The following is a 13,904-nucleotide window of genomic DNA, read 5'->3' on the forward strand; positions in this document are numbered from 1 at the left end:
ATCTCTTAGTTCAATTAATTGAGGATTAGAAGGTAACTTAAGTATTCTCACACTTAAGTTACCTTCTTCTATAGTCTTAGCTACATTTAATGCTTCACTTACAGCTTCACTGTCTTTGGATAAAGAGGCTTTAGTTTTATCCATGACCTCATTAATAGCTAGTGCCATAAGCTTAAATTCATTTTTTAATTTTTTAGTTAAAGGATGCATTTCATCTATATTATTATGCTGCATGGCTTTAAAAAAATCTAAAAGATGATTTTTTATATAAGTGATAGAACCTACCACATAAAAATAAAATAAAAAGCTTATAGGTATGCTTATAACTAGAAAAACTATGAGGGCTATGATTCCAACTTTAAAAAATGAGCTTTCCATAGAGGTAACTATAGGCTCTGAGGCCTTGTCTATGGCTTGAGATACATTATCAACATAAACTCCAGTTGTTATCCACATATCATTAGTATTTGGTATTAGATAAGAAACTGAACGCTTAGGGGCAATGATAGTTTTGCCATTACCTATGGGTTTAGTGAAGTAAAACTCCACTATCTTGCCATTATTTAAAGCGGAGTTATGAAGCATTTGTATGAAAAGATTACCTTTTTCATCTCTTGCATTTCCCATATCACGACCTATAAAATCTTTTCTTATAGGATGGGCTATAGAAATAGTTCCTTGATAAGCGGAGTAATACCCACTCTTATCACTTTCAAATCTAAATTTCTCCATGGATTTTGCGATGATAGCTATTTGTTCTTTTTCAGGCAAGCCCTTTACTAACTCACCTAATATACTAGCAACACTATTAGTAGCAACTTGTAATTTATCATCTATGCCCGCATAGTATTGGTCAGAAAAGTTCTTTTCAAAAAGATGGATTTGAGCCCTGTTGTTAAAAAAGTATAACAAGGACATAAAACTGCATAATACAAAAAACATGATGGTAAACCCAACTAATCTTTTTTTCATAGATGACCTTTAATAAAAATAGTTACATATAACAAGAAAAAATAAAGCCTAGTGACAACTTAATGCAAAAAATAGCCAAGCTACCAAACATAGATGAGAATAAAGGTCAGGCTATAATTAACTTTTGAGCTATAAATGTTTTCTCATTTTTACAAAAAAAAAAAAACGACGCAAGCTTGAAGGCAAATAAGTATACATAAATTTAACATTTTGTATATATTAGCAATTTAAATTATAAGTATTACTACTATTAAATCTTACGCTTAAAACTATCGTATTTAATGGGCAGTATTACTTTTTCTTATAATCTTTGCAATCTTGTGTGTGATAAGCACTTAAGTTTTTTATTTCAAAATCTACTTTTATAAAATTAGTATCTTGTGGCAAGGGGGGAGAGGGGGCTTTATATTAGAGAAGTAGTCCCCTTGCCATAGTCCTCTCCGCATGCTTGTTTTGCTTACGCATAAAAACCAAAAGATAAAAAACAAATACTCTGTGCTTTGTTTTGTGCTGACAAAAATCGCAAGATAAGGAAGCAGTAGTGTTGAATGCATGATTTTTCAAGGAAACTTCGTTTTCTAGGAAGCTTGCACTTTCTAGGAAACTTAGGCTTTTGCAGGCTTGCAAGAGTGAGGGAGGGGATAAACTTTTTTTTATTAAAAAAACACACAAATAATAAATAATATAAAAAAGAAACTATTGGAATAAAGATTTAGTTAATAGTGCAAAGAGATTGAAGTTGCCTATATAAAAACGATGTTTTATAAAATGTTAAAGCTAAGATTGGAGTTAGGATAAAAAGTAATCCTAAAAAATATAAAAGTTTCTAAAAGCAAAGTACTTTTTAAAGTCTTTAATAGAATCTAGATTCTATTAAAGATAAGCCCTCCACTTAAAAAGCCTAGTTAAAGAAAGTCTTTTTTACTTAAAAAAGCTTTTCTGGAGCCATCTTAAGTATATCTTTCCAAAATCTTAGCCATATACTTGCATTAGGCAAGGAGTGATAGATCTTGTGTGTTTTTAGATCTAGCCAGTAGCAACTTTTTTTATCGCACTTTATTTGCATAGAGCTTTGCATCTGATCTATTATGTTTTCTTGTAGCTCATCTGCAAGACCTTTAGATCTAAAAAACATCATCGCTTCTGTGTTATAAAGCCATGATCTAGAATCTAGATTAAAACTTCCTACTATTGAAAGCTCATCATCTATAACTATATTCTTACTATGAAGTCCTGAGTAGATAGCTTGCTTGCCAAAGGGCTTTAATTTATAGCGAATCTGAGCTTTATTTTTCTTGTTTAAATACATAGATTCTAAGTAGTTGTACTCATAAACATTAGCCCCATCACGCACTAATTTATCTCTATATCTCTCCCAAAATGAGTAAACTGGGACCACATCTATACTAGCAAGTGAGTTTGTAAGTATGTTAAAGCTTATACCTCTATCTATTAGCCTTTTCCAAAGCTTTAAGTTTGCCTTGCCTGGGATTAAATAACCTGAAGAGATATAGACTGACTTTTTGGCTAGTTCAAGGTTAAGATTGATTAAATCAAGTATGGGCATCCTAGTATCAGCCAAAGGAGTATCTACTTTTGAAGGGTCATCAGCTACAAAGATACCTTTCCCAAAGTAAAAGTGCAATTTGTTGTTTAAGTAGTTGTTATAAAACTCCTCCAAGTCTTCTTCATAGATAGCTTGATCATCTTTGCTAAGCGGGTAGGGATTAGTAAGTTTTTTATGTTTAGGGGTTTTTTTAATAACTAAGTTTATAGGCACAGACTTATAAAAGTTCCAAAACTTATTAAAACTATCTTCAGCACTAAGGGCGACTTTTCCCATAAAAAGCACATCTGTGTCTGTGAAGTCATAGCTTGAGTTATCAAAGTAGTTATCGCCTATATTACGCCCACCAACTATGAAGGCTATATCATCTACTATAAAAAGCTTATTGTGCATGCGGCGATTGATACGCTTCATATCAAAAGGTAACTCTATACTAGCTCTTAATAAAGGCGATCTAAAGCGAAATGGGTTAAAAATCTTAACTTGTATATTTGGGTTTTCATTAAGCTTTAAAAGTGTGTTTAGGTTGCTTTTAAGGCCATTATCATCAACTAAGATTCTAATCTTTACTCCGCGATTAGCTGCTTTAATAAGCTCTGTGCTTAAAAGTCCTGAGCTCGTATCTTCATCAAATATATAAGTTTGTAAATCTATGCTTTTTTGGGCTAGCCTTATTAAAGCAGCCCTGTGAAGCAAAGCACTACTACCATCACTTATGACAAGGCCTGCATCTTTGCTTTCAAGTTCCTTGCTTATAGATTTACTTACTGGCAAAGAAAAATCTTGCTTTATAGAATCTGTTTTTTTTGCTTCATCTTTAGTTTCTAAAGTGCTTAGATCAAGTGGTGCATTAGGCACCTTAGATGTAAGATCTAGCGTCTTTGGAGGCATGTACTTATTGGGAAATCCACAAGCAGTTAAAAACATGGCTAAAAAAACACTAAAAATAAGTGTCTTTAAGCTAAAAAGTCTAAGACTACACATATAAGTTTTTGTACACTTTTAAGATCTACCCTTTCTTGTATGGAATGAGGATTATTAATAGTTGGGCCTATGCTAAGGGCTGTTATATCTTTTAGTCTTTCTTCTATGATTCCACATTCTAAGCCTGCGTGTATGCTTACTTCTTTAAAAGGAAGCCCCTCTTTTTCAAAGCTTAATTTTAGTTTTTCTAAGCTTAGTCTTTTTAGATTAGCTAGGGCTTCATCTTTTGGCTTGCTTTCCCAAGGTAAGTAGACATTGCTAATATCTATACTAGGGAAGGCTTTTTTAAGGGCTGTTATATTTTTATCTAAAAACTCTTTTGCATTAGCCCTGCCCATGAACTCTAGCTCTATGCCTTCATCCATGCTTTTTACTATAGAAAGATTAAGCGAGCTTAAAATGCCAGTTTGATTAGCCTCCAAAACACCTGTTTTTAAAGGCTTCAAACCTTCTAATAAATCACTTAGTTTAAATGCACCTTCTAGCTTACTATCATCTTCTTTTAGCGTAAAAGTCTTACTGCTATGACTAAGATTTTCCAAGCTTGCTTTATCTTTTGCTACATGTAAAGTTATACTTGCAAGAGAAGGGATGGCATTACGCCTATTTCCTGCAGATAAGTTAGAAAAGTAGACCTCTTTTAAATTAAGCTTTTTTAAAAACTCAAGCATATCTATAAACGCACTCTTATTAGTGCCTATGTCTATGCCGCTATGACCTCCTGGGCCTTGAAAACTTAAGGCAAAACTTTTTATCCCATTAAGTGAGCTTATATCTTGTTTATCTAACTTTAAGATAGTGCTTGCATCAAAGCCTCCAGCTGAGCTAGTAACCACTTCTCCTAATACTTCAGAATCTAGATTTAGCAAAAGTTTTGAGTGAACCTTTAAATCTAGCTTGCTAGCTCCTATAAAGCCTACTTCTTCATCATCAGTAAATAAGAACTCACAAGGAGTTTTTAAACTTATAAGATAAAGCATGATGCTTAAGCCTATGCCATTATCAGCTCCTAGTGAGCTATCTTTAGCTTTTAAAAACTCACCCTCTTTTTCTACTTTTATACTTGCACCTTCTGGTACTAAGACCATATCCATATGAGCTTGTAAGCAGACTTTTGGCGTAGTGCCTTTTAGGCTTGCTAGCAAGTTAGCACCATCACTTTGTATCTCATAGCCATTTTCTATGCAAAACTTAGTTATGAAGTCTTTTATCTTAGATGTATCAAAGCTAGGATGAGGAATCTTACAAAGGTCATAAAATATATCTAGTACTTTTTGAAGCTTATCCATAATTAATCCTTAAGTAGCAAAAGTTTAAGTGAGGGCTTAAAAGCTTTTTGTAAACAAGGCCTTATTAGCCTTGCCAAACTCAACTATTTTACCATGCAATCGTGCATAAAGTTGAGCTAGGCTTATATCAAAGTCATAAAGACTTTTAGCCTCTTTAAGGTCTTTTTTTAAAAAACTACTTGCAGATTCTACATCTTCACATTCATAGCCTATAAGTCCTAAAAGCTTTATGGTGTACTTATCTATGACAAGAGCTTCTCTTTTAAGTGCATAATTAAGCATAGCTAGGGCACTTTCACTGCCTATGCCTTTTTGTTCTATAAGCCAAGAGTAGTTTACTTCCTTGCTAAAAGTGCTAAAACTGCCAAAGTCTTCTTTTATGTTATTAACTAGTTTTAGTATACGAGGTGCTTTTTGATTATAAAAGCCTGCTGTTTTTATAAGCTCTGCTAAAAAGCTAACATCTAGTTCTAGTAAAGATTGCATACTTACTTCAGGGTTGCTATCATCTATGATGCCTCTTGAAGTTAGGTTTTCTAGGGCTTTTTTAGCATTAAAATAGTTGGTATTTTGGGCTAGTATGGAAGAAACTACTAGGGAAAATATGGGCTCATTAGGATTTAGCGCACCTTTTAGTTCTATGCCATTTTTTACCTCTAATGATCTAGTGCTTGGGTGCCACCAGCTATTATTATCTCCTACATAAATTCTTTGTTTTAAAAACTTTAAAAGCTCATAGCCACTACTTATATCTTCTAACTCCAACTTTTTTTATCTCCTAATCTAGTTTTTAGAAAGCAAAATATATTCAGTGTCTTTGTTGTACTTTGAATGTTTAGAATCTTCTAAAAGCTGTTTTAGTGACTTTTGGTCTATATAGCTTGTATCGATGTAGATTTTTTCAAACTTTTCTTTATTTAAGGCGCTAAAACACTGGGAATCTTTTTTTACTACAACTACGTTGTTGTTTTTAGATTCTTTCATAATTTTTATTTTGAGGTTTAGTTCTGTGTCAAAGTTTGAAGTAAAGATTAGATACTTTTTTACATACTTGTTTTGATGGTAGTAGTAGTATTTATAGGTTGATTGCTCATTTTGGGCTATGATTTTTGACTTATCTAGTTTTTTTATCATGTGTCCTAAAAAAGTCATCATACAGTAAGGCTCATTCATATTTTTAAAAAATATATTTTTTATACTCACACTTTCCATACCTAGCTGCCATATCCTGTTATCTAACTGGGTTGCTAGGACATTTAAACCTTCTTCTATCTTGGCTTTTAGTGCAGTTGTGGTTTGACTAAAGGCTTCTTCAAAGACTTTGAAATTTTTTTCTTTAAAGTCTTTAGTTAGATTTTCTAAGTTAGTTAGCGTTGAAGTTAGGGCATTAGTTTCATCATAGGACTTATTAAGCATGGTTTTTATCTTATTTATTCTTTCATTTAAGTCATTTTCCCCTACCTTAGATGCCATCCTATTTCTTAGAATCTTCATCTCTTGAGTGGAGGTTTTAACCTTATTTGAAAGCTGTAAGATTCTATCTCTTACACCACTAGCAGCGCGCAAAGCACCTAGGTAGTTATACTGATACTCCAAAAAACAATCTTCAAAAGCTTTTTGTATATTTATCTCATTTTTATGAAAGAAAACATAAGAGTACTCTAAAGTTGCCATCTTGTTTAAGTACTCTGCAAACATATCCATGCTTAATTTCTTATCAGTAAAGACTAAATAATCAAGGGCTTTATCTAAAAAGCGCTTACAGATTCTATAGTTGATTAATGGAGCTAGCTTTTCTTTATCTACTGTTTTTAAAAAAGCCACGCTTTGAAGCTCTACAGCAAAGTAGTTTTTTATACACTCTTGAACGCTTGTGTTTACTTCTAGAGTTTTTATCTTAAGGTAGTTAGTTTTTGCATAGATTTTTTGGGCGATTTGCGCTCTTGCTTCGTTTTCTTTATTTTTTAACTCTTCATCAGTTTTAGTCTTCCAAAAATCTATCTCTTTGATTAGGGAATCTTCACTAAAGTGTTGATAAGCAGAAGCTTTAGCATCAGTTATAATATAGCCATTTTCATTAACCCTAAACTCTACATACATCCCAACTGTTGGGCGACTTCTTGGGTCATGCCAGCTCTCTTTTCTTAGTTCAAAGATCTTTTTTGAAGCATTTATGATCACGCCTGAACTTGTCGTAGCTGAATATTTTAATATTTTCCCGTGCATAACTTCCTCTTAATCATATAATGTTAAAGTCTTTAGGCCTACCTCAAAATACTGACTTTTTCAAAGATAGTGTCTTTATCTGACTACGACTTTGAACAAACCGATAAGATATAATTTTAGCTTAAAAATTAAATCTAACTAATTATTCAAGGATTCACCATCAAAAAGTTATATGCTTTAATATTGATAGCTTGTGTCATCATCTTTCTTTGGATTTCTACCATCATAGGAACTAATGTAGAAGAAGGACTTAGCCATGATAATATAGGCAGCTTTGGGAGTGACTTTGCAAGTTTTAATCTATCATTATTTGGCTATCTAGCTTATATATATCTTCCCTTACTGCTTTATCCACTTTTTAGAATCTATAAAAATAGTAGCTATTCTTTTAGAAAAGTTGAACTAACTCTTGGCTACTTGGTGCTTTTTGTAAGTTTGCTTATCTTGCAAGCAGTAAGCTTTAAAAAAGGTGATCTTGCCTTAAGTGTTGTGCATTATCTTTTACCTTATATAGGTCTTTTTGGTATAGTTATAGCCTGTATTTTTGGTCTTTTAATATCTTATGTGCTTATATCTGCTAGAGGATTTTTTATACTTTCAAGTTTAGTTTCAAAAGCATTTCATAAGATAGCTTTGTGGTTAGGAAGTGTAAGAAAGCTTTTAGCTACTAGTTTTTCTAGCTTTTCAGACTTTTCTTTTGGTGGCTTTTTTACTAGTGCTTTTAGTAGAAAAAAAAGTGCTTTTGTGCATGAAGAAGGCTTAAAAGAAGAAGACTTACAAAGCTTTTCTAGTTTTAAAGAAGAAGATTCTAATAAAAACCATAGTTTTGAAGAGCCTTACAGACAAGAAAATATAGAATCTAAAGAAGATAAAAGCCTTAAAAAATCTTTTAGCATGTCTTTTTTAAGACCTATGAAAGAAGATAATAGATATGAGAGTGAAGGTTTTTTAGTTAGAAAGATAGAAACTACTTCCTTGCCAAAAACTAAGTTAAATCTTTCTCCTTTAAAGATAGACTATGAGCCACGCACTACTGATAATCTAGGAAGCCAAGATGAAAAAGTCTTGCATGCTTTAAGTGATATGAGCTCTCCTTATCCTTATGAAGATTTTACTCCAGTGATAGAAGAAGAAAAAGACAAAGAAGGCTTAGTTACTTTCATACCTAAACCCTTAAAAATAGAAAGCAGTATTAGCAGCCAAGAAGATAGGCTAGATGGAAAAGATAGCTTAGATGAAGATAAAGTAAAAACTAAAGACTTTAGCTTAGAAGAGACTTTAAATGAAGCTAGGGCTTTGAAAGAAGCGCTTTTAGAAAGACAAGATGCAGACTTAGAAGAACTAAAAAACTTAGAAGCTAGCAAAAAAGAGCAAGCTTTAAGCGATGTAAAAGCGCCTAAAGTAGAAACAGACTTATCTACTTTAAAAACAAAAAAAGATGTTGTAACTAAAGAATCTAAAAACCTAGAAGGTAGTACTACTTATGAAGATACTTTTAGTGCTAGTAAGCACAAGCAAGATTATTTTAAAAGTGCTAACTCTAGCCTTAAAATAGAAACTAAACAAAGCATGCAAACTAAAGAAGTAAGTAAAGATATGGATACTAAAAAAGATGAGCATGAAGCCTTAAAAGATTCTACTTCTAATCTTAAAAATCCAGAATCTAAAAGCCAAGCTATGCCAGCAGTAGTTACTTCACTAAGTGAAAATGAAAGCTTTATAAAAGATGCTAAAGATGGCGCAAGCTTAAAAAACATAGGCTACAAACTCCCACCTTTAAGCTTACTACAAGAGCCTAAGTTTATGGACGCTGATATTAATGAACAAGAAATAGATTCTAAGATTAGAGATCTTATAAGTAAGCTTAGCGTGTTTAAGATTAGAGGTGATGTAGTTAGGGTTTACTCAGGACCAGTTGTAACTACTTTTGAGTTTAGGCCAGACCCAGATATAAAAGTGACTAAGATTTTAAGCCTTCAAGATGACTTAGCTATGACTCTAAAGGCTAAGTCTTTGCGTATGCAAGCGCCAATACCTGGCAAAGATGTAGTAGGTATAGAGATACCAAATAGCGTGGTACAAACCATCTATCTAAAAGAGATACTAGAAAGCAAAGCCTACAAAGAAAGCAAAGGCGCACTAACTGTTGCCCTAGGAAAAGACATAGTTGGGAATCCTTTTATCGCTAACTTAGAAAAGCTGCCTCACTTGCTAGTTGCAGGAACTACAGGGAGTGGTAAAAGTGTAGGAGTTAGTTCAATAATCATCTCTTTGCTTTATAGAAATAGCCCAGATAACTTAAAGTTTATAATGATAGATCCTAAAAAAGTAGAGTTTGAACCTTATGAAGATATACCCCATCTAATAACACCTATCATAAATAACCCAGAAAAAGCTGTCCTTGCCCTAGCAGCAGCTACTAGAGAGATGGATAAGCGCTATGACGCACTAGCTAAGCTAAAGTGTAAAAACATAGCAAGCTTTAATGAAAAATCAGATTCCAAAATGCCTTTTTTAGTAATCGTAATAGATGAGTTAGCAGACTTAATAATGACAGGTGGCAAAGATGTTGAATTTAGCATAGCTCGTATAGCTCAGATGGGCAGGGCTTGTGGCATGCACTTAATAGTTGCTACTCAAAGAAGTAGTACTGATGTAGTAACTGGCCTTATAAAAACTAATCTCCCTTCAAGGATAAGCTATAAAGTAGGTAATAGGATAGATTCTAAAGTCATACTTGATGCTTTTGGAGCTGAGCGACTACTTGGTAATGGAGATGGGCTTTTTACACCACCTGGAGGTGGCCTAGTTAGAATCCACGCTCCTTGGATAAGCGAAAAAGAGATAGAAGATATCATCAACTATATAAAAGATGAAAGAGAAGTGGTTTATGATGATGACTTTTTAGGGGAAGATAAGGCTAGTCAAAATGTAGCTGTGGATAGATTTACAGATCCTGAAGGTGAAAAGCTTTTAGAAGCGGCCAAAGAAGTTATCCTTAGCGAAGGTAAGACTTCCATAAGTTTTGTACAAAGGCGCTTAGGCATAGGATATAACAAAGCAGCTTCACTTATGGAAGCCTTAGAAGCTCAAGGTTTTCTCTCATCTCCAAACTCAAAAAATGAAAGAAGTATTTTATAGTTTTAAGATAGATAGCATTAGCTTTTATAAACATCTGCATCTAGAAGCTATTTTAAAACTTAAGCTAAATACCTCATTAAAGCACTACTTAAAGCTAGGTTTTATTTAGATGTAAATTTAATATTATGGTGTTTAAAGATACACTAGGCTAGGTTTCTAATAAGCTTTTGTTAAAAGCTTATTAAGGCTTTGCTAGGTTTTTTAGTATAGTTTTTTTAGCAAGAACTTTGGGCTATCTTTGTGTTTTTATAGAAGTGATTGAAATTAGCAAATAAAGTCTATAAGGTAAGTTTTAAAAGCAACATGAGAAAGTATTAAAAAGTTAGGTGAGTATTGAAAAGATTAAAAGCATATTTTAAAGATTAAAAAGCTAAGTTAGATTCTATGGAATCTAACCTATTATTTTACAAACCTTGCAGGGCCTATCTTGAAAGATAGGCGCTTTGAAGCTTTGTGTAGGATAAAAATAGTTTTTATAGTTTATCAGCGTTGTGAGATAGATAGTCTTTTACACCATCAGTTGTAGCTTTCATACCTTTATCACCTTTATGCCATCCAGCTGGGCAAACTTCACCATTTTGCTCAAAGAATACTAGTGCATCTGCCATTCTTAGCATTTCATCCATGTTTCTTCCTAGTGGTAGGTCGTTAATTACAGCGTGTCTTACAACTTGGTTTTTATCTATTAAGAAAGATCCTCTTAAAGCTACAGCACCATTTAATAGTACATCATAGTCTCTTGAGATTTGTTTTGTGATATCAGATACCATAGGGAAGCTTACATTTCCTATACCACCTTGATTAACTGGAGTGTTTTTCCATGCAAAGTGAACTACATCTGAATCTATAGAAACACCTATAACAGTGAATCCTTTTTCAGCGAAGTCTTTTACTCTTTTATCCATAGCTATGATTTCTGAAGGACATACGAAAGTAAAGTCTTTTGGCCAGAAAAATAGCACTGCGCCTTCTTTGCCTAGGTTTTTGCTTAATTCGAAATCTTCTACTATTTGATTGTTTCCTAAAACTGCAGGTGCTTTGAAATCTGGTGCTCTTCTTGTTACTAACATTAAGAATCTCCTATTTATTTAATTTATTGTGTTTGATAACAAATAAATATTATCATTTGCGTAGTCTATCCTATAAATTTTAACAGTCTTTATTTTGTGTTGTTTTTTTGTGTTAGAATTACGTAAATCTTAAAACACGATATGAGTTTTTAAAAAAGGTAATACATGAAAAACAACTTTATTTTTACATCAGAGTCCGTAACAGAAGGTCATCCAGATAAGATGGCAGACCAAATAAGTGATGCCATATTAGACTACATCATAGACAAAGATAAGAGTGCAAGAGTGGCTTGTGAAACCCTAGTGTCTAATGGTTTTTGCGTTATAGCAGGTGAGTTGAAAACTTCAGTTTATGCTCCTATGCAAGAAATCGCGCGTGATACTATAAGAAAGATAGGTTATACAGATGCACTTTATGGTTTTGATTATAGGAGTGCTGCTGTGTTAAATGGTATAGGTGAACAAAGCCCAGATATTAATCAAGGTGTTGATAGAAAAGATGGCGAGATAGGAGCTGGAGATCAAGGTCTTATGTTTGGATATGCATGCCAGGAAACCGATACTTTAATGCCTCTTCCTATATGGCTAAGTCACAAACTTACTCAAGGTCTTGCAGAGGCTAGAAAAAGTGGGCTTTTACCCTTTCTTAGACCTGATGGCAAGTCTCAAGTTACAGTTAAGTATGAAGATGGCGTGCCAGTAAGTATAGATACTATAGTTATCTCTACCCAACATCATCCTGATACTAATCAAACCCATTTAAAAGATGCCGTTATAGAAGAGATAGTTCAAAAAGTCCTTCCTGCAAAATATATGAAAGATGATATCAAGTATCATATAAACCCAACTGGAAAGTTTGTCATAGGCGGTCCACAAGGTGATGCAGGACTAACTGGTAGAAAGATCATTGTTGATACTTATGGTGGTAGCTGCCCTCATGGAGGTGGTGCTTTTAGTGGAAAAGATCCTAGCAAGGTGGATAGAAGTGCAGCTTATGCTGCGCGTTATGTTGCTAAAAATCTAGTTGCTAGTGGAGCTTGCTCTAAAGCTACAGTACAACTTGCTTATGCTATAGGTGTAGTTGAGCCAATAAGCATTTATGTAGAAACTCATGGCACTTCAAAAATACCACGTGAAAAGCTAATTGAATGCATAAAGGCTAACTTTAAACTAACTCCTAAAGGCATCATAGAAAGTCTAGACTTACTACGCCCAATCTATGCTAAAACTGCAAGTTATGGTCACTTTGGACGTGAGCTACCTGAGTTTACGTGGGAGAAAACTGATAAGGTTGAAGCTATAAGAGACTACTTAGGTATCAAGTAGAGTTTTTTTAGATTCCATAAAAGTCACTTCTTTTTTAGAAGTGACACATGTCTTGAAGTTATTTTTTACTTCAGTTTATTTTTAATATCACTTCTTTTAGCGCTTTTATCCACCTTTTAAAAGTTTAATTTTTTATATCTTTTATCCCTAGCACTATCTCATTTTTATTTAGCAAATAATCTAGATTGATGTGTATATTTTGCTAAAAAGTATAAAAAAGTTTACGTTTTTGGACCTTTACCTAGAATTATGCACAATCTGTTTTTTTTTTTTTTGACTTTTACCCATAAAATCTATAAATAATAGATAAGGTATTTTTACAAAAGTACTCAAAAAATGTGTTGAAGGTAGGAGTTGTTTATGAAATTAAAACTTATGACGTTTATGTCTTTTATATTTATAGTATTTATAGTTGTTTTTGTACTATTTTTCTTTAATAATAGGTATCAAATTGAGCTATTTGAAAATGGTTTTGTTAAGACTTACTATGCAAATACTTATAAGACGCTAGAAACTTCTACAGATTCTATGGCAGCTTCTTTGGGGGCCTTAGTTAAAGGTATGGATGAAGCAGACCAGATAAAAGTTATAAAAAGAGCGATTAATGACTATAGATTTGGCCCAAACAAAGATGGATACTACTTTGTAGCCAAAGGAACTATCTTACTAGTACACCCTGAAAAAAAGCTAGTTGGCACAGATGTCGGTAATATCCAAGATCCTAATGGGACCTACTTATTCCAAAAACTAGATGAAGCTGCTTTAAAGGGTGGAGGTATAGTTAGTTATATGTGGCCAAAACCAGGGCATGATGGCGTAAGTAAGCCAACTCCTAAAAACTCTTATGCCACTTTAATCCCTAACACTAATGGTATGTATATCTCAACAGGAGTTTATACAGATGACCTTAAGTCTAGCACTGATGCACTAACTGCTCCCATCAAATCCAAAATGCTTTATTCTTTTTGGACTAATCTAATCATTACTTTTATTATCCTTTTAGTATGTTCACTAATAGCAGGACTAATCTTTTATAAATACATAGTAGGTTCTATAACTTATATTAAAGATTCTCTAACTAACTTCTTTACTTCTTTAAGTAAGAATGAAATAACTAATATGAAGCTATTAGATAAAAAACTAAAAGATGAATTTAAAACTATGGCTAATGTAATAAACTCTAATATTACTAATATACAACTCTCTTTATCCAAAGACAGTGAAGCTGTAAGTGAAGCATTAAATGTAGCTAAGACTATAGAAGAAGGTAACTTAAGTGTGAGAATACTTAAGTTACCTTCTAATCCTCAATTAATTGAACTAAGAGAT

General features: G+C 33.1%; 9 protein-coding genes. 3 read left to right on the plus strand and 6 right to left on the minus strand.

What is annotated here, in order from left to right; all coding sequences use genetic code 11:
- The 5 genes from BKH43_RS08020 to BKH43_RS08040 form a co-directional block, all read right to left on the minus strand.
- Nucleotides 1-972: cache domain-containing protein (locus BKH43_RS08020; protein ID WP_172402354.1), on the minus strand; the 972-nt coding region annotated here is incomplete at its 3' end.
- Nucleotides 973-1,897: 925 nt separating this feature from the next.
- Nucleotides 1,898-3,430, minus strand: coding sequence for a phospholipase D family protein (locus BKH43_RS08025; RefSeq protein WP_172402355.1), 1,533 nt, complete (start codon nt 3,428-3,430; stop codon nt 1,898-1,900).
- Between the two features lie 65 nt (nt 3,431-3,495).
- Nucleotides 3,496-4,812 (minus strand): peptidase dimerization domain-containing protein, encoded by a 1,317-nt coding sequence (locus tag BKH43_RS08030; protein ID WP_095230397.1) that lies wholly within the window; start codon nt 4,810-4,812, stop codon nt 3,496-3,498.
- 36 nt (nt 4,813-4,848) lie between these two features.
- On the minus strand, nt 4,849-5,577 hold the full coding sequence (locus BKH43_RS08035; protein ID WP_095230399.1) for a hypothetical protein: 729 nt from the start codon (nt 5,575-5,577) through the stop codon (nt 4,849-4,851).
- 18 nt (nt 5,578-5,595) lie between these two features.
- On the minus strand, nt 5,596-7,038 hold the full coding sequence (locus tag BKH43_RS08040; protein ID WP_095230401.1) for a hypothetical protein: 1,443 nt from the start codon (nt 7,036-7,038) through the stop codon (nt 5,596-5,598).
- A gap of 183 nt (nt 7,039-7,221) precedes the next feature.
- Here BKH43_RS08040 and BKH43_RS08045 point away from each other — a divergent pair, with 183 nt between their 5' ends.
- Nucleotides 7,222-10,179: a DNA translocase FtsK gene (locus BKH43_RS08045; RefSeq protein ID WP_143429062.1), complete on the plus strand. Its 2,958-nt coding sequence runs from the start codon at nt 7,222-7,224 to the stop codon at nt 10,177-10,179.
- Nucleotides 10,180-10,652: 473 nt separating this feature from the next.
- Here the strand turns inward: BKH43_RS08045 and BKH43_RS08050 are convergent, their stop codons facing one another.
- The gene (locus BKH43_RS08050) at nt 10,653-11,249 is read right to left on the minus strand and encodes a peroxiredoxin (protein WP_095230402.1); all 597 of its coding nucleotides are present in this window, start codon (nt 11,247-11,249) and stop codon (nt 10,653-10,655) included.
- Between the two features lie 165 nt (nt 11,250-11,414).
- On the opposite strand from BKH43_RS08050, the gene metK reads away from it, so the two are divergent.
- The gene (gene metK / locus BKH43_RS08055) at nt 11,415-12,575 is read left to right on the plus strand and encodes a methionine adenosyltransferase (protein WP_095230404.1); all 1,161 of its coding nucleotides are present in this window, start codon (nt 11,415-11,417) and stop codon (nt 12,573-12,575) included.
- Between the two features lie 360 nt (nt 12,576-12,935).
- A partial coding sequence (locus BKH43_RS08060) for a cache domain-containing protein (RefSeq protein WP_172402356.1) occupies nt 12,936-13,904 on the plus strand: 969 nt, incomplete at its 3' end.

The sequence above is a fragment of the Helicobacter sp. 13S00401-1 genome (assembly GCF_002272925.1).
In the GTDB taxonomy this organism is placed as follows: Bacteria; Campylobacterota; Campylobacteria; order Campylobacterales; family Helicobacteraceae; genus Helicobacter_I.